Source organism: Ruoffia tabacinasalis, from assembly GCF_042652985.1.
Taxonomy (GTDB): domain Bacteria; phylum Bacillota; class Bacilli; order Lactobacillales; family Aerococcaceae; genus Ruoffia; species Ruoffia tabacinasalis.
The window spans coordinates 1-22,330 of the sequence record NZ_JBHSHQ010000073.1 but is presented as its reverse complement, the minus strand read 5'-3'; the positions used below and the strand labels follow the sequence as shown (position 1 = coordinate 22,330).

Genomic DNA, 22,330 nt, shown 5'->3' with positions numbered 1-22,330 from the left:
TTTTAAGTAATAGTTACATGCAAGAACTTTAGAATAATAATATTGAATAGTTAGGTAGCCTTCTCTTTATTGAGAGGGCTATTGTCTATTTATCAGACATTTAGACAAAAAAAGCAAAGTGGCCAATTAGCGCACTTTGCTTTTTGCTTATACTTTTCCTTGTAAAGATTGCAGGCGGTACATATCGTAATATGTTCCCTCTAATTCAATAAGTTCATCGTGATGACCTTGTTCGATGACACGGCCTTTGTGAAGAACATAAATCTTGTCAGCATCTTTGATCGTTGAAAGTCGATGGGCAATGACAATTAATGTCGCTTGCTCTCGAATCTTTTCCAAACTTTGTTGAATATACTGCTCCGTCTCCGTATCAATATTGGCTGTCGCTTCGTCTAAGATTAATATTCGCGGATTTCGAATAATCGTACGCGCAATATTAATTAACTGCTTCTGACCAGCGGAAAGTGAAGATCCCCCCTCACTGATGTGAGAACGGTAGCCGTCTTCCATTGATTTAATAAAGTGATCTGCTCCTGTAAATTCAGCTGCTTCTCTCACTTCTTCATCTGAATAATTTCCATGTAAACGAATATTATCATAAAAATCACCGTAGAACATGAACGCATCTTGTTGGACTAAACCAATTTGAGAGCGAACACTCCGTTTGGTATGATCGCGAATATCTTCTTTATCAACGGAAATAAGTCCTTGATGATATTCATAGAATCGCATCAATAGATTAATAATTGTACTTTTTCCAGATCCGGTATGACCAACAATCGCAATCATTTCTCCCGGAGACACTTCTAAATCGATATCTTTCAATACATCATTTTTACCATCATACGAGAAATACAAATCATCAATGTTAATCTGACCATCAATCAATGAATCCACTGCATTCGCATTTGGTTGAGGTTCTGTATTCTCATTTGCTAGTAAAGCCATCCCGCGAGAGGCTGAAACTAGCCCATCTTGGTAAATACTCAAGCTGTCTAACATCCCTCCAATTGGATGGAAGAATGACTTAGAATAAGACGTAAAAGCGTAAATAATCCCAATATCAACGACTGAACCCGAAAGTAATTGCGCAGCAAAGATCCAAATGACAATGACCAACACAATTTGTTCAATAAGGTTAATGGCAGGCATTAATAGCACAGCATTCATCTTGAACATATTAGTTCTAGCCACTAAGTATTCCTGGTTTACTTCATCGAATTCTTCTTTCATTCGCTGGGTCTGATTGAATTGTTGAATGAGCCACATCCCCATTGTTGACTCACTTAAGCGCGCATTCACCTTACTTAACGCTTGGCGCATACGACGGTAGATGACAGTACTAATCTTTTGGTAGACGTATATCAAGATGAATATGACGGGGATAAAGGCCATGAAGACCCAAGACATCGATACACTAAGTGAAAACATCGCTACCGCAATCATCGTTGCATTAATAAAACCATCGAAAAATGTTAAAAACACATTCCAAAATTCTTTAATTGTCTCGGTATCATTCGTCACACGTGAGACAACTTCACCATTAGGTGTTTTGTTAAAGTAATCTAAACTTAATTTCCCTAATTTGTGGTACAAATTATTTCGCATATTCGCTACCGTATGCTCGGATGCTAATTTAAAAGTGTAATCTTTAACGTAGACAATGACCATTCTTAAAAGTAATAAAACAAGGTACGTTCCAGCTACTTGTAAAGTAATTTGGATTGTTGCTGAACTTGTCGATAAGTACTCATCAATATATTGTTGAATAATAATAGGTAAGTAAGCTGATAAAGCAGAAGCAATAACCATCATAACAATAGATAAGATAAACCATTTAGTTTCAGATTTCGCAAATGAGAATAAATAACGTAATATGTTCCTTTGCTCTTTTAGTGAGAAGCTTGTTTTTCTTTGTTTCGTATTACTCATTGTCTTCCCCACTTTCTGAAATTTTCTGATCTAATTGTTGTTGACGGAACATATTTTCATACCAACCTTCTAACGAGAGTAACCGCTCATGAGTTCCTCGTTCGCTAATATGCCCATTATCTAAGACTAGGATCTCATCTGCACGCATAATTGAACTTAATCGATGAGTCGCTATGATTGTGATCCCTTTTTGACGGAATTCACGTAAGTTTTTTAATATCCTTTGTTCTGTCTTAGCATCCACTGCGGAAAGCGCATCATCCATAATTAATATTTCTGGATTCATCGCTAATGTTCGAGCGATTGAAATCCGTTGCTTCTGACCACCAGATAAACTCACACCGCGTTCTCCAACCAAGGTATCGTAACCATCTGAGAAAGTTAGGATGTCTTCATGAACATCTGCAACCTTTGCATAATATTCGACTTCTTCTTGTGTCATATTTGGACGACCGAAGCGAATGTTCTCTCGGATTGTCGTTGAGAAAAGTAAGTTGTTCTGTGAAATATACCCAACTCGATCATTTAATTCTGTCATATCAATCTTATTCAGTGGTGTGTTATCAATAAGGATTTCTCCAGATTCAACATCAAAATTTCGCACTAATAAGTTAAACAAGGAACTCTTTCCAGACCCTGTTCGGCCAACAATGCCTAAAGTATCCCCTTCTTCCAGTTTAAAGTGAATATCACTTAAAATTTCTACATCTGAATCTGGATAACTAAAGGTATTAATATTTACTTTTAAATCATTATATTCTAAGTTTTTAACAGGATTGGGATCATTGACGACACTTGCTTTTTCAGATAGCAAATCAGTTACTCGATCATAACTCGCATTCCCGCGCTCCATTGTATTCACTAATCTTCCGACAGCTAATAATGGCCAAGTCATATTTCCTAAATAACTTAAGTAAGCAATTAAGTCTCCTAAAGTAATACGACCATTTTGGATAAAGTATGTCCCAAAAAAGATCGTTAATACATAAGTTAAACCTGTAATCACATCGATGACAGGCGTATAAGCCGAATCAATTCGGAATACTTTCTTGTTCTTTTCAACGACATTGTCCGTTTCTTTAACAAAATCTAGGTAATCCTCTTCCTCTTCACCGAAAGCTTTAATCACTTTCATTCCGGAGACACTCTCTTGTACGTGATCATTCATATCAGAGAAGGCTTTTAATGACCCTCTAAAATACTTATTAATTAATTTTCCTAAATATTGGGCAACAAAAATCAATAACGGGAAAGGTAAAATAGTAAACAAGGTCAATTGCCAGTCAATAATAAAAATCATTGAAAACAAAGTCACGACAGTGATTGATAAAGAATCAGTTAAAGTAATAATCCCCCCACCAGCAACAAAGCGTAAAGCAGCTAAGTCATTCGTCGCATGTGCCATTAAATCACCAGTACGGTATTGCCCGTAAAACTTCTGATCCATCTTAGTAAAATGATCAAACAAACGGTTACGCATAATCGCTTCTAACAATGTTGAATTCCCAAACAAATTACTGCGCCACATATATCTTAATCCATACATAAGTAAGCCAATACCAAGGAGTAATCCAGTCTGTTGTATTAAGTGGTCCCAAGTAATAGTCCCGGTTGCCATTGAATCGACTAAACCTCCGATAATTAATGGGATAATCGCTGATAAGATGGCACAGGTAGTTAAGCCACCTATGGCAAGTGCATAGGTTTTCCATCTCAGTTTAAAGAACCATGCTAATTTTTTGAATATTGCAAACATATTAACCTCACTTCAATCTATGAAAATTCTTAAAACGCAGTATATTAATTATAGTCAAAATAGTGTTTTAATGTCAATGATGGCTCCTTTTTTCATCAGATTTGTTCTTCCAATTATATATAGAAAACGCAATTCAAAAACTTGTATTTATTAAAATCTAGTGATAACATACTTATTGTTTATATTTTTTCAAAGGAGAGGATCAGTGACTAAAATTATTTTATCAGATATCAGATGGGATTATATTTTTAATCCCCAACTTGCGCTTGAAAGTATCCCTTTTGTACTCGAAGGGCTTAGTTATACGATTGCTATCTCACTGTTAAGTTTCATCCTGAGTCTTATCGGAGGAACAATCCTTGCCCTTATGCGAATCTCAAGATCAAGGCTACTTAGAATCCTCGCTCGGTTCTATATTTCTTTCTTCAGAGGTGTGCCAGTACTCGTGACCTTATTCTTTTTATACTTTGGTCTCCCTTTAGCCAATCTTATGCTGACAGCTATTCAAGCTTCGGTCCTTGGCTTTGGACTAACAAGCAGTGCTTACAGTTCTGAGATTATTCGCTCAGCTATTGAAAGCATCGACAAGGGTCAGTGGGAAGCTGCTCAGTCTTTGGGATTGAATCGACGAAAAGTTTTGAGAAAAATTATTTTCCCTCAAGCCACTCGTATTGCGATTCCTGCCTTGAGTAACGTCTTATTGGACTTGGTAAAAGGAAGCTCACTGACAGCCATGATTACTGTTCCAGAAATCTTCCAAAAAGCTAAAATTGTCGGTGGAGCTAATAATGACTATATGACCATGTACTTTCTTGTTGCAATTATTTATTGGATTATCTGTGTTATTTATGGTTTCTTACAAGATTACTTAGAGCGACTATATAAGCCAGATCAGATAACTCCCCCTAGCAAACGCATGCCTCCTTAGAATTAAAAATGATTGGAGTAAAAAATGTTCAAAAAATTCTTTAGTGCATTAGTTATCGTTTCACTTTTCTTCACACAATTCACAGCTGTCTCAGCTCAAGAAGATGATTCCTTAAGTCGCGTAGAAGAAAGAGGTCATCTCATCGCAGCCATATCAGGTACGCTCTACCCTAGTGGTTATTATAATGAGGACAACGAATTAGTTGGATATAATATTGATATAATTCGTGAGGTAGCTGATCGCCTAGGTCTTGAAGTTGAGTTCATGGAGATGGGTGTTGACGGAATGTTAACATCTGTGAAGTCAGGTCAAGTTGACTTGGTCGCTGAAGGAGTTCAACCCACTGCTGAACGTGAGAAAGATTTCTTAATCGGTGAACCTATTAAATACAGTTTCACTTCGATCGTTGTCCGTTTATCTGATAATTCAGGTATTGAATCGATTGAAGACTTTGCTGGTAAAAAAGCTGCTGGTGGAGCGACAACCAACTATATGCAAGTAGCCGCTCAATTAGGAGCTGAACTTGTGACTTATGACAACGCAACAAACGATCAATATTTCCTAGATGTTGCGAATGGACGTACTGACTTCATCCCTAATGACTACTACTTACAAAAGACTTCTATTGATTTCTTTAGCGACTTAGGTGTTAAACTTGGGAATGTATTCTACAACCCTTCATTCAGTGCCTTCGTCTATAATAATGAATCAAACGCGCTTCAAGAAGCTATTGATGCTGTCTTAGTTGAGATGAAAGAAGATGGCACTTTAGCAGAGATTTCCGCTCAATACTTTAATGGTGATGATGTGTCCGTTGAACAAGAAGAAATCAACGGCATCAAAATTAGTGACCTTCCAGTAATTGAGTTAGAAGACTAATCTACGAATGAAAACACCTGAGACAATGATGTTCTTAGGTGTTTTTCTTTCTAACTATCTTATAAGAATTTTGATATAATTAATCTATCAAGATGATAGGAGGATCACTATGAGCTCACTATGGAAGAAAGCATTAGGTATCGCGGGTGTAGTAATTCCAACTTGGTTAGCAATCTATGCATGGCCACCTAAAGAAAAAACGACACCCTTTAATTATGAGAAACAAGACAGACCCTTAAATATAGCCCACCGCGGAGGTTGTGCCCTGGCACCTGAGGAAACCTTAGAAGCATTCGCTAGGTCTGCACAAGCCGGAGCAGACATGTTCGAGTATGATGTTCATATTACCAAAGATGGATATCTCATTGCCAGTCATGACCCTACTGTCGATAGAATTACAGATGGGAGTGGCTATATTAACCAACTCACTTTAACTGAGATTAAATCGTTCGATGCGGGTGTAACATTCCAAGATTTAGAAGGTAATTATCCTTATCAAGATCAAGGTGTTCAACTAGCAACTGTCGAAGAGATATTCTTATTATTCCCTCACACACCTGCTGTCATTGAATTAAAAGATACTAATGACCCAGCGCTTTACGAAGACTTAATTCAAGAGATGTGGCGTCTAATTCAAAAGTACCATATGGAAGATAAAGTCGTTATAGGCAGTTTCGACCATAAGATTAACAGACGCTTCAAAGAAGTATCTCAAGGTCAAGTAGCTATTGGTGCCGGTGTCAGTGAAGCAACCTCTTATTTAACAAAGATGATTTTAAGACTGAATGGGCTTGCACATACAGATGCTCAAGCTTTCCAACTACCAACGACCCAACATGGGTTAGACTTGACGCAGAAAAATATCATTAACGGCTCACGTCAACGCGGACTAGATGTTTATTACTGGACGATTAATGACGAAGGAACTATGCGTGATTTGATTGCTAAAGGCGTTGATGGGATTATGACAGATAATCCTGAGTTGTTGGAGAGAGTGTTGAATGAGGGTTAGAATCACAAAAAATAGGCTGGATGACAAATTTCATGTCATCCAGCCTATTTTGATTATTTTTTATTATTCTAATTCAATAAAGCTTGGATATTCAGTTGTTTTTCCAACTATTGTAGATTATATACCTGACATCATGTTTCTATGATTACATTTCATTTAAAATGATATATAAGGTCAACTGTACTTTTTATTTGATATTACTTGTTCCATAAAGGCAACATAACACTACTTAGCTAATAACTATCGATAGCTATAATACAATCCTTGTGTAAATTAAAAAATGTTTTACTTAGATGTTAGTAATTCTAAGAACAGAAACAGATTACACGTGTAATCTTTAAGTGAAAAAATTTTCCTTATAATAAACACTTAATTTAATAAGATTAAGCTACTACATAGCTTCACCCAAAACACAATATATTGTGTCCTTCTAAAATCAAAGCACAATATTTAGAGTTTTTCAATGATTATTTAAAGCAATTTCATGATATAATAAAACCTACCTCCAAAACAGAAAGGTAGGTGATATTATGATACAAACTATTTTTACAGGAGTTGTTACAAGTGTGTTAGCTGGTATAATCCTAATGTTTTTCAAGTCTTGGTTTTCTAAAGACTAACTTTGTCTCTTATCTGACTAGTTCCCGCTAGTCAAATGAAAAATCAAGTCCTGGTTGCATCCGGGACTTTTTTTCTTTAAAAAACTATCTCTTATATAAAATATATTACCACCCACATGGTATTTTCGCAACCCAAATGCAACAAATGGGCATTATAACCAATTTTAATTTAATTACAAGTGAAACTACTGTTTTAAATTAAGATAGCTGTGGTGGAGTCGGAGCAGGTAATAGTTACTTTCAATTCAATCGATTTTATTTTCCCTCTTCGTCTGAAGTTTGACTTCTTGATATCAAATATAATTAATGTAATGTCATTCCTCTAAATCTACTACAAATAAATTGAAGTGATCTTTAATCTATCTCACAATCCAATATCAATTGCTCATATTTAGCAATAACACTTCTCATTAAGCACCGTTATAGATAAATCAGCATTTACTAAGTGTTGTACTGAATTTTAATCCTCTAATATTTCAGATTTAAAAGTCTTTTTTCTGCATCTTTGACTGCATGAAACATGATTTTGAATGTTAGAATAATTTTAATATTTAATTTTCTAGTAAATTTCAGTGATATCAACATATAAAACTTCTCCAATTATAAATATGGTTTCCAACTATAAGTTATTCTAAACTTTTCCATATATTAATTGTTTGATTAGTTCATTATCACGATGAATATTTCTCGTGAACGAGTATAATTGACCATTTTCATTAAATAATAAATTGGATTGATTTATCAAATGCCAATCATCTATATATTGTGTCTGTTAAACCTAAATCACACTATATGTTGTTGATTCATTAGTAATAATTGCTATACTTGTATAAGAGATTGCTGTTCATTAGTTAGTTTTTTCTTTAAATCTGGTAAGGTGATGGATGAAAATAATCGTAATCTCTTTACAGTGTTACTTCAAAACTCACTTAGAACTAATCAAGACTTTTCAGATAAGATATTTTAACTTTATTATTCTTGCATAGGAAATATGAATTGAAACAACAAATTAGTTTAGAAACTCTTTAAAATTCTTGGAAATTATAAATTTTTTTGCACAATTTTTTTATTGTTTCATTCGCTTTAAATCACATAAGGAATGATGCTGTAATGACATCTGATTCTCGATAAAATCACATGTTTTGGAAACAGGAAGTATTTATTGAAGATAACTTTTTCGATTCCATTGTTTTATCAAATTAGGATATAATCCCTTGATAATTCCAACGTGACTTGTTCATAGAAAGATAGAAACAACATTTTATAAATTATAGATCTTTTTTACGACAACAAACAATTGCTAATAACGCAACCATTAAAGCAGTTTCAGATCTCCTAGAACAATTTTATCCCTACTTTGTTTCAATGGTATAGAATATATAGGGAATATCTTTATTTTCGCTAAGTCCTGTTATAATAAAGGATACAAACAGTGATTTCATAGTAAAACTGTATATAATTTCTAAAAAAGGAGGAGATATAAATATGCCTAGATGCACAGCGCCGGTTAATGGACACCGCACAGAAAGTGGAAGAGCAAATTGTCCAGCATGTGGTGGTAGAAGTTACCAAAGTTATAATCCTTATTCATCATTTTCGTCAACACCTTCATATTCAAGTAGTTCAAGAAGTAGCAACAGTGGTGGACAAACCAAAATAAAAGCAAAGTGGTCTTCACCAAGTTCAACTATTTTATATACTCCCTCAGAAATTCGAACACTTTCCCCTGTGCGAAAAAATGTTGAAAGACGTTCAGAACATCCTGATTTACGAGATGTTTTTCTTTGCCATGCTTGGGATGACCGTAAAGGTGTAGCAAAGGAGTTACACGATATACTTGAATCAAAAGGTGTAACTGTTTGGTTCAGTGAAAAAGATGTTCTATTAGGGTCATCATTACTTCGTGAAATAGATAAAGGTTTAGTAAAATCTCGCGTTGGAATTGTATTAGTTACTCCTTCTTTTCTAAAACGTGTGAAAGGTGAAGGGGTAGCAGATAAAGAACTTTCGGCTTTATTGGCTCGCGACTTGCTTGTCCCAATTGTGCACGATACAAGTTTTGAAGAATTACGTGAAGTTAGTCCTTTGCTTGGATCACGAAGCGGATTAAGTACTATAGAAGAATCAATGGAAAGTGTCGCGGATAAATTGGCTGAATTAATTACTGTTGATTAATGAATTCTATATCATTACAAAATGTGAGAACTACTATGCTAAGGAAAATATTTAAAAATTGTGTAATCAATTAACCAATTGATGGTTTATGAGGAGTTAATTGATGTCATTATGAGTACCGTACTTTCCAATCTAATTTTAGAATTGCTAGTCACGAAAATTAATTTGCGTAGGAGTTGCGAATAAACATAAAAAAAAGCCAGTCACAAACACTTTTTGTTTGTGACTGGCTTTTTTGGGAATTTAAGCCATAGCCTATTCTATTTAATTCTTATTATTCCCAGCAGTAAGGTCCTGACTTTTCCCGGCGTCTTCGACTTGGAAAAAGCCTAGTACTCTTTGCAGGTGGAACACCAACATTTTCTCTTCAAGAAAATTGGTGTTACTCCCACTCAATTGTTGAAGGTGGTTTACCTGTCACATCATACACTACGCGGTTAACGTGAGGGATTTCATTGACAATTCGTTTACTAATTTCATGTAAAACTTCCCATGGAATGCGAGCAAACTCACTAGTCATTCCGTCAATCGACGTTACTGCACGAATTCCAACCATATGATCGTATGTACGGCCATCTCCCATAACCCCAACACTTCTTACGTTTGGTAAAGTCGTAAAGTATTGCCAAATATCACGGTCTAAACCATGTTTTGCAATTTCTTCTCGTAAGATTGCATCAGATTCACGAACGATTTCAACTTTTTCTTCAGTAATTTCACCTAACACACGAATTCCTAATCCTGGTCCTGGGAATGGTTGACGCCATACGATTGAATCTGGCATACCTAAAGCTGTACCTAAAGCACGGACTTCATCTTTGAATAAAGTGTTTAGCGGTTCAATTAATTCAAACTGCATATCTTCTGGTAAGCCTCCCACGTTGTGGTGAGATTTAATTGTTTGAGCTGTTTTTGTTCCAGATTCAATAATATCTGTATAAAGTGTTCCTTGGGCTAAGAAATCAATACCTTCTAATTTAGTTGCTTCATCATCGAAGACATAAATAAATTCATTCCCGATAATTTTACGTTTTTCTTCTGGATCGCTTACTCCTTCTAATTTAGAAAAGAATCTCTCTTTAGCATCAATACGGATAATGTTTAAGCCGAATTCTTCTAAGGCAGCCATTACGTGGTCACCTTCGTTTTTACGTAGTAGACCATGATCGACAAAGATACACACTAATTGATCGCCGATCGCTTTTTGTAAAAGCACACCAACGACACTTGAATCGACTCCACCAGATAAAGCTAATAATACTTTACGGTCTCCAACAAGTTCGCGGACTTTAGCAATCTCAATATCAATAAAGTTCTCCATTGACCATTCTCCAGAAACGTTACAAATATTGAAGATAAAGTTACGTAACATGTCATTTCCATGAACACTTGCACGCACTTCTGGGTGGAATTGAACACCATAAATTTGACGCTCTGTATTCTCAAAAGCAGCAATCGGTGTACTTTCATTACTTGCTGTGACAGTAAAGCCTTCGGGTACTTTTGCAATTAAATCCGAATGACTCATTAAAACTGTTTCAGTTTCTTCTAAATCTTCAAAGATTCCCGCTTCATTATTACTGATGTTAATTGGCATTTGGCCATATTCACGTTTGTTTGAACCTTCAACTTCTCCGCCAAATAATTTAGTTGTTAATTGCATTCCGTAACAAATTCCAAATACTGGAAGACCTAAATCATAAATAGCTGGATCAATATCAAATGAGCCTGGAGCATAGACACTATGAGGCCCTCCTGAAAGGATAATCCCTTTAACGCCAGTCATTTCTTTTATTTCTTCAGCCGTTGTGTCATTGGGTAATAATTCACTGAATACTCCAAATTCACGGATACGTCTTGTAATTAATTGATTGTATTGACTTCCGAAGTCTAATACAACGATTTTCTCAATATCTAATAAATTTGTTTCCATGCAATTCTCCTTTTTTAATCAATATTTACGGACGTAAACATTGTCAATCGAATGATTTTTTCCTTTATATAAGATTACATCAGCCCGACCTCTTGTTGGTTGAATATGTTGAACAAGGTTGGTTAAGTTAATTGTATACCAAATTTCATTCCCGTAGTCTTCCACTTTTTCAGATGGCCATTTGGTAATTTCATAGAAATAGTTCGTTGGATCATCTTTCGCTGATTCCATGTGCATCTTGAACCGGTCCATAAACCAAGTTTTAATATGAAGTGGATCGGCATCTATATAGATTGAAAAATCAAAAAACTCATTCATATACGTTTGTTGGTTTTCCGGTAGTTGAAAGGCATTAATTCCTTCAACAATTAAGATATCAGGTTTCTTCATAACTTGAACTTCTCCTGGTACTATATCATAGATTTCATGTGAATATGTCGGATATTCAACATCCTCTACCCCAATTTTTACCTTACTCATAAACTCTAGTAAACGAGGCATGTCATAACTTTCCGGGAATCCTTTCCGTTTCATTATTCCACGTCGTTCTAGTTCTTCATTTGGGTATAGAAATCCATCGGTTGTCACTAATTCAATCCGCTTCTCAGGATAGTATTTCTGAAGCAAGCGCTGAAGTACTCTCGCTGAAGTACTCTTTCCTACTGCGACACTTCCCGATACACCAATCATGAATGTATTATTCTCAAATGAACTTTTCTCACCGATAATATCAAAGAATTTATCACGTTCTACTTCATATTCCTCTTTGTTCTTAAGCATTACATCAATATAATGAACTAGTGGGACGTAGACTTCTTTCACATCTTGTTGTGATAATCGGTCGTTTAAGGAAACCAATTCTTCCAATCCTACAATTGGTTTTAGGTTTCCTTTCATTTGGTTAAATTGTTCCCATTCTTTTCTAGAATAATGTGTAAATAATTCGCTAGTCAAATGACCACTCCTTAGACTTTACTTTAATTATAAGTATTTTAGCACTCTCCAGGAATAGTTTAAAGGCTTGAAAGAAACCATTTTCATAAATTTTACTAACAACGACTATAACTTCTAATTATCCACTCAAAAAAAGCGTGATGATTAAAGCTTCGGGACGATTTATTGCAAAAACTGTTGAATATTATATAATTAAATTATCAATACGATTGAATTTCTTAGTGTATTAATTTTAGAATTTTACCACGGTTAAAAGTAATACACAATAAAACTCCGATAAATAAACTAGAAATTCGAGTGAATGTTCGGGTTTTAGCTTATCTCATTCGATATTTTTATAGATACATTTAATTAAAATATATAGAATTAGTCACTTTTTTTAACACTATTCCTTATGGAAATGCTTACTAAAGGTTGTATTCTAATAGTATTTATGTAAAATAATAATGTGATATAATAATAATATTTTATATAAATAAAAAAAGTGATGGGAGGTAGAAAATGGACATATCAAAGCGACATAATTATCAATCTAAATTAATGACTTCAAATGCGAAACAACTTATTGGTATAGGTAAGGCTCATAGTAAGATTATATTGATGGGAGAGCATGCGGTTGTCTACGACTACCCTGCGATTGCATTACCTTTTAATTCGGCCAATGTGACTGTGACGATCACTCCTTCTAAATCTAATCATACTTACATTCATAGTTCATATTATGATGGCATTATAGAAGATGCGCCGGAATCTTTAGATAACCTTAAGCAAGCCATTGAAGTGACTCTGAGTAGCTTTAAATTAGCGAATACGCCTATGGATATTACCATCGATAGTTCGATTCCTTCAGGGCGTGGTATGGGGTCGTCAGCGGCTGTAAGTGTGGCACTTGTTCGTGCTTTATGTGATTTCTACAAGCAAGAAATATCTGATTATCAGCTGAACTTTATTGTGAACCAAGCTGAGGTCATCGCCCATGAATCAACAAGTGGCTTAGATACTCTTTTAGCGAGTACAAATTTACCGGTTATTTACCGTAAAAGTCAAACAGCAAAAACGATTCAAATTAATCTAGATGCTTACTTGGTTGTAGCTGACAGTGATATGCCAGGTCAGACGAAAACTGCCGTTAGTAAGGTGAGGCAATTAAAAGAATCGAAACCAGATTTTATTAGAACTGTGATGAGAGCCATTGGTGGCTTTGTCCAACAATCTGTTGAAGCGATTCAAGCGAAAGATATCAATGAATTAGGTCGCTTGATGACATATAACCATTACTATCTCAATCAATTAGAGATTTCAAATGCCCATATAGACCGGATCGTTAATGCAGCTTGGATAGCTGGTGCCCTAGGTGCTAAGCTTACAGGTGGAGGTTTAGGTGGTTGTGTGATCGCCCTAGCTCAAACTAAAGTCGAAGCCGATTTGATTCAACAAGCAATGATGGATGCGGGCGCAACAAAAACTTGGTCATTAGATTTAAAAACTATATAAGGTGAGGTTTATAATGCAACATAAACAAATGGATACAACAACGTATCGTGCTTATACTAACATTGCTTTAATTAAGTATTGGGGAAAACGAAACAAAGAATTATTCCTTCCCGTGACAAGCAGTCTTTCTTTGACGCTTGATCAATTTTATACAGAAACAACTTTAGAATGGAATTCTCAATCCAATGAGGATACCTTTACCTTAGATGGTCAAATACAAGACATTAACGCGATCGAGAAAGTATCGCGTTTTATTAATATGTTCAGAGATTTATCTGGTATACATCGACCAGTACACGTAAACAGTACCAATCATGTTCCAACTGCAGCCGGTCTTGCCTCTTCGGCATCGGCTTTTGCAGCTTTAGCTAGTGCCTGTAATGATTTATTTGAGACAAATCTATCGAATAAAGAACTGTCTACCTACGCTCGTCGTGGTTCTGGAAGTGCTACTCGTAGTTTATTTGGTGGCTTTACCGTTTGGCATAAAGGAATTGGGAACGAATCGGATTCAAGTTTTGCTGAGATGATTGATGAGGCTGATTGGGATATTGGTATGCTTGTTGTTATGATTAATAAAGAACAAAAGAAAATTAGTAGTCGTGTCGGAATGGAACATACTATCGAAACTTCTCCTTTCTACAAACTTTGGCCGGAAACAGTGGCTGAAGATTTGGAAGCAATCATTCCTGCCATTGAGAATAGAGATTTTCCGACGATTGGACAAATCGCAGAACATAATGCGATGAAGATGCATGCGACGATTATTGCTGCTGATCCAAGTATGACTTATTGGGAACCTGAATCTCTGACTGCAATGAACATCGTCAGAGAACTTCGTGAAGCTGGCATTCCTTGTTACTTTACAATGGATGCTGGGCCTAATGTGAAAGTACTTTGCCGTTTAAGTCAGGCTGAAGAAATTAAAAAAGCATTTGAAAAACATTTTTCAAGTGACCGTCTAGTCATTACTGGACCTGGGAAAGCCCCGCATAAGATTAGTTAGGAGTGTAGATATTGTCAACACAAACATCGATACAGGATCTTTTCAATCGAACGTCCTTCAATGAATCTAGTACCGTTAAAGTACCAGGGAAATTATTTATAACGGGTGAATATGCGATTTTATTCCCGACACAACCGGCTATTATTATTGCTGTGGATCAGTTTTTAACTGCTCAAGTTACAGCGAGTGACCTTCCTGAAGGCGGAGTGATAAGGACGAATTTATCTGAATTAGGCCCCTTGAATTATGTTCGACAAGATGGTAACTTCCAAGTTTCTGCGAACACTGCCTCAGGTTGGCATTATTGTATTAATGCGATTCGTGTAACTGAATCACTTTTAAAAAGCTTAAAAGTACCACTTTTAAATTATAATATTCAATTTAATTCAGAGTTAATTAATAAAGATGGGTTAAAATTCGGTTTAGGCTCAAGTGGCGCGATTGTCGTGGCGACGATTAAAGGCATATTAGCTTATCATGGTGTACAAGCATTAGACCATGTGACTATCTTTAAACTGGCTGCGATTGCGTTGACTTTATCGAAATCAAATGGTAGTTTGGCTGATATCGCAACAATTACGACAGGTGGCTGGGTTTATTATCAATCTTTTGACCGTCAGTGGCTGAAAGAGATGGTTCACGCAAACACACCGGTAGCTTCATTGCTGTTAAAGGATTGGCCAGACCTAGTTATTGAGTCCTTAAGTGTTCCGGATGAATTAGCTTTATTGATTGGGTGGACGCAATCCCCTGCTTCCACTGAGAACTTAGTTGGGCAATTACTTGATCGATTAAATCAAGCTGATGACCAATTCAAAGCATTCTTAAAGAATGCAAAAGCATCGGTTGAACGCATGCGAATTGGCTTTCAAGAAAAGAACTTAACTGTCATTCAAGATGAGATTCAAGTATATCGTCAATTACTCTTAGAATTGAGTCATACCTATCAACTAAACATCGAAACGAATGAACTGACTCAATTTATTGAAACAGCACTTCCTCACTCATACATTGCTAAGTCCTCTGGGGCTGGTGGTGGAGATTGCGGCATTGCTATTGGCCATAAAGATATCGAGACAGAGACTTTAATTAAAGATTGGGAATTGGATGATATTGTATCTTTACCACTGCAAGTGACTCCCCCTTCTCTACGGAAACAACATAGTATCGGAGGCAATTATGACAAAAAAAAATCAACCTTCACTTGCTCAACAACGAAAAGATGATCATGTGAACTTGGCATTAGAACAACAAAGTAAATTACAAACATCTGCGTTTGATGATATTCGCTTTATGCATCATTCATTCAGCGAGGTGAAATTTGACCAAATAGATACCTCAACTCAATGGGCAAATACGACACACCGTTTTCCTTTCTATATCAATGGAATGACCGGTGGTTCAACCTATACGAAACAATTCAATGATTCACTATCAAAACTTGCGCATGAGACAGGCTTAGCGATGGCATCAGGTTCAGTCAGCGTCGCTTTGAAAGAACCTGAAGTCAGAGATTCGTTTACGATTATTCGTAAAAATAATCCGAATGGTTTTGTTATGGCAAACTTAGGTGCACATCATGACTTGGAAAACGCTAAACGCGCCGTTGACTTATTAGAAGCAAATGCCTTACAAATCCATCTGAATACACCCCAAGAAGTTGTCATGCCTGAAGGTGACCGTGATTTCTCAACTTGGAAAGAAAATATTCAACAAATTGTTGAAGGTTTAGACGTTCCAGTGATTGTTAAAGAAGTTGGTTTTGGAATGAGTAAAGAAACCATGGAAGAATTAATTTCACTAGGTGTTAAAAACATCGATGTCAGTGGGCGAGGTGGCACAAACTTCGTTAATATCGAAAATGACCGCCGTGATACGATTGATTTCAGCCTCCTAGGCGAATGGGGACAAACAACTCCTGAATCTTTATTAGAATCACTTTCCTTACAAAAAGAAGTGAATATTCTTGCCAGTGGTGGAGTCAGAAGCTTTTACGATATCGTAAAAGCACTTGCGCTTGGAGCTAAAGCAACTGGCCTATCTGGTAAATTACTTCAGACAGTCCACTTAGAAGGTGTCGATACTGCTACACAAATCGTTCTAGATTGGGAGAAAGCGATCAAACATATGCTCCTATTACTCAACTGTCATAACATCCAAGAACTACAAGAAACTCAATTATTACTCAGCGGTCCACTGCGTGAATACGCTGAATTACGTAAGATTGATTATAAATACCTCGCAAGACGTTAAAAAATCCCATTGCCTCTTCACTGAGACAATGGGATTTTTGTTATTTTCTAAGCATGGTTAATGGTATCCACAATTAATTGAATGGGTTCGCTATGGTCACTTATTTTAAAGGCGTTCGTTAACTTCTCTTCGACCTCAGAAATATCTTCTGTATTCGAGTGAATGACAACAATTGGGTCACCTTTTTTGACTGTATCCCCAACTTTCGCCTTAAGAACCACACCCACAGCAGGATCGATATCATCTGTATATTTCTCGCGACCTGCTCCAAGTAGACTACAAGCTACTCCGACTTCATGTGCTGTCCAATCACTAAGCACACCATCACGGTCTGCTTTAATTTCAGTTTGATATTTCGCTTGCGGCAGTAAACTTGGATCATCAACAACCGCTGGGTTACCACCTTGATGTTTAATAAATTGACGGAGTATTTCTAATGCTTCTCCATTGTCGATTTTTTCTTGTAATAAGGCTTTACCTTCTTCTAAGCTTTCAAATTTATTCGCAGCCATTAACATTTGGCTTCCTAAGACTAGACATAACTCAGTTAAGTCGCTAGGTCCTTCGCCTCTTAAAGTATCAATTGCTTCTTGAATTTCTAATGCATTCCCAACAGCAAAACCCAGAGGTTGACTCATATCAGAGATAACCGCTAAAGTCTTACGGTTCACTTGTTCACCGATTTGGACCATTGTTTTAGCTAATTGACGCGCATCATCAACAGTCTTCATGAACGCACCGTCACCCACTTTAACATCCAATACAATCGCATCGGCACCTGAGGCAATTTTCTTACTCATAATTGAACTCGCAATTAACGGAATCGATTGAACAGTACTTGTCACATCACGTAATGAGTACATTTTCTTATCTGCGGGTGCTAAGTTACCAGTTTGTCCAACAACCGCCACTTTATTCTTGTTCACTAGTTCGATAAATTTCTCAATTGGTACTTCAATCTTAAAGCCTTCAATGGCTTCAAATTTATCTAAGGTTCCACCGGTATGGCCTAGACCCCGTCCACTCATCTTAGCAACGGGAACACCTGCACTCGCAACTAATGGCGCAAGGACAATCGTTGTTGTGTCTCCTACTCCACCCGTTGAATGCTTATCAACTTTAACGCCATCAATTCCAGATAAATCAATCTGATCTCCACTTTCAACCATAGCCATAGTTAAATGACTGGCTTCTTTTTCATTCATACCTTGGAAGTATATTGCCATCATCCAAGCACTCAATTGATAATCCGGGATAGACTCATCAGTCAAACCTTCCACCATAAAGCGAATTTCCGCTTCGCTTAACTCTTCACCCATTTGTTTTTTCTCAATGATATCAACAACTCTCATAACTTGCCTCCACTTCCAATATTATTTACTTCGTGTAATTTCTTGTACATTTCCTTCAGCATCACTCGATAGAATGACATCAGGATAATTTAAAAATAAACCATGTTCAACGACCCCAACCATATTACTTAATTCAAATGCTAATTGATGAGGGTTTTGAATGACATCTAAATTTAAATCAATAATATAATTACCAGAATCTGTAATAAATAATGTATCTTGGCCTGATTTTCTAAATGTTGGATTCATGCCTGATTGATCGAATGTACGGAATAACTTCCAACTACCAAATTGAACAATTTCGACAGGTAGCGGGAATTTACCTAAAGTGTCGACTAATTTATCTTCCGTAACAATCCAAATAATACGTCGACTGTTTTGGGCCACAATTTTCTCATGGAGTAATGCACCGCCCCCACCTTTAATACCGTTAAAATCACGGGTCGTCTCATCAGCACCATCAACAAGTAAATCAATAAAGTTCACATCATCTAGCGAACGACTCTCAATGCCTAAAGATTGCATCTGTGTTAAAGTCTGACGTGACGTCGCAACTCCAACGATATGTTTCAATTCGCCAGCTTGTATTCTTTTTCCTACTTCATCTATAAAGAAATATGCAGTTGATCCTGTACCAAAGCCAACTACCATCCCATCTTCCACATAATCTGCTGCTTTTCGTCCAACAGCTTCTTTACCTAAAGACATTTGTCATCCACCTTATCTTCTCTCATATTTGAGCTCCCATTCACTTTGGTAGCCCTATCAATTAAATTATAGCATACTCATGAATACTTGTTACCTTTGATATCGTATAAATTATCTATTTTTGTTATAATGAATGTATTGACTATATCAATAGAACAGCTTCTAGGAGGATTCAATGAAACAAGTAGTTAAAATTAAATGCCCTGTGTGTGAAACGCCCGCTTCACAAGAAGTAGAAACACGTGTAAATTCTAAATTACAGCCAAACTTGAAAAAAGACTTATTAAATGGCCAACTACAATATTTTGAATGTAGTAATTGTGGTGCACGCAGACAAATCGAAACAGAATTCTTATATCATGATCCCATTAAAAAGTTTATGGTCTTTTTAGTACCAAACTTAAAAAACAAACAAAATCAATTGAGTACACTTTTAGAAAATGTGACTCGCGATGAGAAAGTGGATCTTTCTGATTACGAATTGCGTATTGTAACACACCATGCTGATTTAATTGAAAAAATTCAATTATTTGAACATCACTATAATGACCGCGAAGTCGAAATTGTTAAATTATTGACAGATGGGTTATTTGCGAAAGAAAGACCTAATGGAGAGGTTAAATCACGCTTCTTCTATATGAAAGATGGCGTACCAAAAATTATGTACATTACGGCTAATGAACAACTTTTAGTTGATTTTAGTGATAATTTACTTAAATTCGCCAAAGACAAATATAAGAAGATAGTGAATACAACAGAAACTGGCCAATTTCATTTAATCAATGCAGAATGGGCTGCACATGCTTTAAGTAGTAACTAATTAAATAAAACCGTCTAAATCTCTATACGAATTGCGTTTGAGATTTAGACGGTTTTTTATTATTGTTCAATTTCTTTGCGTGAATGAGCTTCTTTTACAATATAGAGTGGGCGACGCTTTGTTTCGTTGAAGATTTTAGCGACGTACTTACCAACAATGCCTAAACAGAACAATTGCAATCCGCCCATACCAACGATGAGAACAGCTAAACTTGGCCAACCTGGTGTGGTCGCTCCAAGAAGTACAGTTCTAACGATAATATAGATCCCATAAATACTTGATAGAATAAAGATAACTAAACCAAGTATACTTGCAAAAGTTAATGGCGCATCTGAGAAACTGATGATGCCATCGAAGGCATATCGAATGAGTTGGGTAAAGGACCAAGAAGAATCTCCGGCACTTCGCTCAACGTTATAGTAATCTAAATACTTCACTTTATAACCGACCCAACTAAAAATCCCTTTAGAGAATCGATTTCTCTCTGGCAAGCTTAATACAGCATCGACAACTTCGCGCTTCATTAAACGATAGTCTCGAACACCTTCTTCTAATTTGACATCCGAGATGACATTATTCAACTTATAGTATAAATTGGCGAAGAATGATCTCACTGCCGGCTCACCCTCACGGCTTACGCGCTTCGTTCCTACAACATCATAGTCTTCTTCTGTAATTAAACGATGCATCTCAACGAGCATCTCAGGTGGATCTTGTAAGTCCGCATCCATTAAAGCAACCCAGTCGCCCTTAGCATACTCAAGACCTGCCATAATTCCCGCTTCTTTACCAAAGTTTCTTGAGAAAGAGATGTAACTCACTCTTTCTGGATATTTTGCAGCTAATTGCTTAATAACCGCTAGCGTATTGTCACGAGATCCATCATTTACAAATAATGTCTCTATAAACACAGATGGCAATTTCTTTTGAGTTTCTAAAATCGCATCCATAAAAATTTCCAACGTATCCTCTTCATTATAAGAAGGAACAACAATTGTCATAATATTACTTGTCAAAATGATTTGCCTCCTTAACAGCAACTTTTTCAGTTTGTACCGCATCGATTGATTCATCCGAACTCGAATCATCTAAAAGAATTTTCCGCGATACAAAGTTAAATATCATCACAAAACCTGTGACGAAAATCTTACTTATCATGACTGCCACACCAAACCATTCTACAAATACGAACATCAAAATCTGTGTCAAGATAAGTCCGACGATACTCAGTGATAAGAAGATTGTAAATTCTTTATAGCGTTGGTCTTTTCCAAACTTACTAACAAAAATAAATCGCATACTTGCCCAATAATTAAATACGGTGGCAATAATGAACGCGATGGCTGTGCCGATTAAGTAATTCATGCCCAGTATTTCATAGCTAATATATAGCACAATAAAATCAATCAGTGTTGAGATCCCACCGACAACAGCAAAGTTAAAAAACTGTTGTATCAAACGTTTCATTCATTATCCTTCTTTCTATACTTTATTAAATCATTCATAGGTTGATAGACAAAAAATGATTCTCTTTCTATTTATGCTTACAATCAAACTACTTTATATGTGTGTTTCATTATACACACTGATTATGTTCAAAATTACTACCCTTAATAGTAACGGATTTTAGGCCAATATAAAAGCATAACATGCCGTCCGTTGTTTTATTCTCATGTTTAAAAAATGAGGTTTGTTTCCAAACCTCATTCTACACTTTAGTTGTTATATATTTATGAATATTTATAGATTTTCATTATTTTAATAAATATTAATGACCTGTCACTTCAATCGTGCATAAAGATTCAACGTCAGGCAACTCCTCATTATTGATTTCAAAAGCAATAATCCACTCACCCTCAGGAATTAACCCTGCCTTAGCTTCATTGCTTGTATAGAGGTCCTTCTCGTGAATTTTAATGACACGTCTCTCGTGTATTTGAGTTGTCTCTGCTCTCAAATTATAATTGCTATCATACACTAGAATTAAGTTAATGTAATCATAGGCCATTTGAAATGACAAAATAAGCCCATCTTGATCTTCAGGTACGACAAATCGTTCAATAATAAAGGATGAAGCTTTGGTAAATTTTTTCTGTGATATGTCAATATTTAGCTTGTCCAATAGCACCATTATCCATCCTCCTCTTTTGTTACTACTATCATACCAAGCTAATATAAATTTAATGAAAGTTTCTTGTAAATTTTATGTAAAGATTCTCCTTTAAGATTGTAAATTTCAAGTTCAAGTTAGCCACTTAGTCTCAAAAAATTTTATGATTGTTCTTTCTTTGATTTAACTTAGCTCTTTTCCATATGCTTAGATTGCCTGACGTTCCTGATGGAAGGCGCGGACAAAGCGTTCATAGGGTGTGTCATAAGCCAAGATGCGACGTGGATAGGCATTCATCCACTGTTGTATTCTTAAGCATTGCTCTTTCGTGATTTCCCTCAATGAACAGCCTTTTGGAAAGAATCGCCGAATCAACTTATGTTGGTTTTCACTGGACC

General features: G+C 36.1%; 18 protein-coding genes and 1 pseudogene. 9 read left to right on the top strand and 10 right to left on the bottom strand.

What is annotated here, in order from left to right; translation table 11 throughout:
• Positions 1 to 147: 147 nt before the first annotated feature.
• Together ACFO5Y_RS11325 and ACFO5Y_RS11320 are read right to left on the bottom strand one after the other, a co-directional pair.
• Positions 148 to 1,932, bottom strand: a complete 1,785-nt coding sequence (locus tag ACFO5Y_RS11325; RefSeq protein WP_197104169.1) for an ABC transporter ATP-binding protein — start codon at positions 1,930 to 1,932, stop codon at positions 148 to 150.
• Positions 1,925 to 3,688, bottom strand: a complete 1,764-nt coding sequence (locus ACFO5Y_RS11320) for an ABC transporter ATP-binding protein (protein WP_197104170.1) — start codon at positions 3,686 to 3,688, stop codon at positions 1,925 to 1,927. The genes ACFO5Y_RS11325 and ACFO5Y_RS11320 overlap by 8 nt, the downstream gene beginning before the upstream one ends.
• Before the next feature lie 214 nt (positions 3,689 to 3,902).
• On the opposite strand from ACFO5Y_RS11320, the gene ACFO5Y_RS11315 reads away from it, so the two are divergent.
• The 4 genes from ACFO5Y_RS11315 to ACFO5Y_RS11300 all read left to right on the top strand — a co-directional run bounded on the left by ACFO5Y_RS11315 (position 3,903) and on the right by ACFO5Y_RS11300 (position 9,302).
• The gene (locus ACFO5Y_RS11315) at positions 3,903 to 4,616 is read left to right on the top strand and encodes an amino acid ABC transporter permease (protein ID WP_331459508.1); all 714 of its coding nucleotides are present in this window, start codon (positions 3,903 to 3,905) and stop codon (positions 4,614 to 4,616) included.
• A gap of 24 nt (positions 4,617 to 4,640) precedes the next feature.
• Entirely contained in the window at positions 4,641 to 5,495 is an 855-nt protein-coding gene (locus tag ACFO5Y_RS11310) for a transporter substrate-binding domain-containing protein (RefSeq protein WP_138404122.1), read from the top strand.
• A gap of 109 nt (positions 5,496 to 5,604) precedes the next feature.
• A complete protein-coding gene (locus ACFO5Y_RS11305) occupies positions 5,605 to 6,507 on the top strand; it encodes a glycerophosphodiester phosphodiesterase family protein (RefSeq protein WP_197104171.1) in 903 nt (300 codons plus the stop codon).
• A 2,105-nt stretch (positions 6,508 to 8,612) separates the two neighbouring features.
• The gene (locus ACFO5Y_RS11300) at positions 8,613 to 9,302 is read left to right on the top strand and encodes a toll/interleukin-1 receptor domain-containing protein (RefSeq protein WP_197104172.1); all 690 of its coding nucleotides are present in this window, start codon (positions 8,613 to 8,615) and stop codon (positions 9,300 to 9,302) included.
• A gap of 382 nt (positions 9,303 to 9,684) precedes the next feature.
• Here the strand turns inward: ACFO5Y_RS11300 and guaA are convergent, their stop codons facing one another.
• Together guaA and coaA are read right to left on the bottom strand one after the other, a co-directional pair.
• The gene (gene guaA, locus ACFO5Y_RS11295; RefSeq protein ID WP_197104173.1) at positions 9,685 to 11,235 is read right to left on the bottom strand and encodes a glutamine-hydrolyzing GMP synthase; all 1,551 of its coding nucleotides are present in this window, start codon (positions 11,233 to 11,235) and stop codon (positions 9,685 to 9,687) included.
• Positions 11,236 to 11,253: 18 nt separating this feature from the next.
• Entirely contained in the window at positions 11,254 to 12,189 is a 936-nt protein-coding gene (coaA, locus tag ACFO5Y_RS11290) for a type I pantothenate kinase (protein WP_197104174.1), read from the bottom strand.
• A gap of 501 nt (positions 12,190 to 12,690) precedes the next feature.
• Here coaA and mvk point away from each other — a divergent pair.
• From mvk to fni, 4 genes are read left to right on the top strand one after another with little or no spacing between them, the layout of a single operon-like run.
• Entirely contained in the window at positions 12,691 to 13,683 is a 993-nt protein-coding gene (gene mvk, locus ACFO5Y_RS11285) for a mevalonate kinase (protein WP_197104175.1), read from the top strand.
• Positions 13,684 to 13,696: 13 nt separating this feature from the next.
• The gene (mvaD, locus tag ACFO5Y_RS11280; protein ID WP_231606855.1) at positions 13,697 to 14,689 is read left to right on the top strand and encodes a diphosphomevalonate decarboxylase; all 993 of its coding nucleotides are present in this window, start codon (positions 13,697 to 13,699) and stop codon (positions 14,687 to 14,689) included.
• Between the two features lie 11 nt (positions 14,690 to 14,700).
• Positions 14,701 to 15,915: a phosphomevalonate kinase gene (locus ACFO5Y_RS11275; protein WP_197104176.1), complete on the top strand. Its 1,215-nt coding sequence runs from the start codon at positions 14,701 to 14,703 to the stop codon at positions 15,913 to 15,915.
• Entirely contained in the window at positions 15,869 to 16,942 is a 1,074-nt protein-coding gene (gene fni, locus ACFO5Y_RS11270; RefSeq protein ID WP_197104177.1) for a type 2 isopentenyl-diphosphate Delta-isomerase, read from the top strand. Before ACFO5Y_RS11275 ends, fni begins: the two co-directional genes overlap by 47 nt.
• 47 nt (positions 16,943 to 16,989) lie before the next feature.
• Here the strand turns inward: fni and ACFO5Y_RS11265 are convergent, their stop codons facing one another.
• Positions 16,990 to 18,294, bottom strand: coding sequence for a pyrimidine-nucleoside phosphorylase (locus ACFO5Y_RS11265; protein WP_197104178.1), 1,305 nt, complete (start codon positions 18,292 to 18,294; stop codon positions 16,990 to 16,992).
• Between the two features lie 21 nt (positions 18,295 to 18,315).
• Positions 18,316 to 19,002, bottom strand: coding sequence for a ribose-5-phosphate isomerase RpiA (gene rpiA / locus ACFO5Y_RS11260; protein ID WP_197104179.1), 687 nt, complete (start codon positions 19,000 to 19,002; stop codon positions 18,316 to 18,318).
• A 175-nt stretch (positions 19,003 to 19,177) separates the two neighbouring features.
• Here rpiA and ACFO5Y_RS11255 point away from each other — a divergent pair, with 175 nt between their 5' ends.
• Positions 19,178 to 19,822 carry a CpXC domain-containing protein gene (locus tag ACFO5Y_RS11255; protein WP_197104180.1) on the top strand — a complete coding sequence of 215 codons (645 nt, stop codon included), beginning with the start codon at positions 19,178 to 19,180 and terminating at the stop codon, positions 19,820 to 19,822.
• Positions 19,823 to 19,881: 59 nt separating this feature from the next.
• Here ACFO5Y_RS11255 and ACFO5Y_RS11250 read toward each other — a convergent pair whose 3' ends face one another.
• From ACFO5Y_RS11250 to ACFO5Y_RS11235, 4 genes and pseudogenes are all read right to left on the bottom strand, one after another.
• Positions 19,882 to 20,838 (bottom strand): glycosyltransferase family 2 protein, encoded by a 957-nt coding sequence (locus ACFO5Y_RS11250; protein WP_231606856.1) that lies wholly within the window; start codon positions 20,836 to 20,838, stop codon positions 19,882 to 19,884.
• The gene (locus tag ACFO5Y_RS11245) at positions 20,828 to 21,289 is read right to left on the bottom strand and encodes a GtrA family protein (protein WP_197104182.1); all 462 of its coding nucleotides are present in this window, start codon (positions 21,287 to 21,289) and stop codon (positions 20,828 to 20,830) included. Before ACFO5Y_RS11245 ends, ACFO5Y_RS11250 begins: the two co-directional genes overlap by 11 nt.
• A 301-nt stretch (positions 21,290 to 21,590) precedes the next feature.
• Entirely contained in the window at positions 21,591 to 21,953 is a 363-nt protein-coding gene (locus tag ACFO5Y_RS11240) for a hypothetical protein (protein ID WP_197104183.1), read from the bottom strand.
• 186 nt (positions 21,954 to 22,139) lie between these two features.
• Positions 22,140 to 22,330, bottom strand: a pseudogene (locus ACFO5Y_RS11235) (IS30 family transposase); the annotation flags it as partial.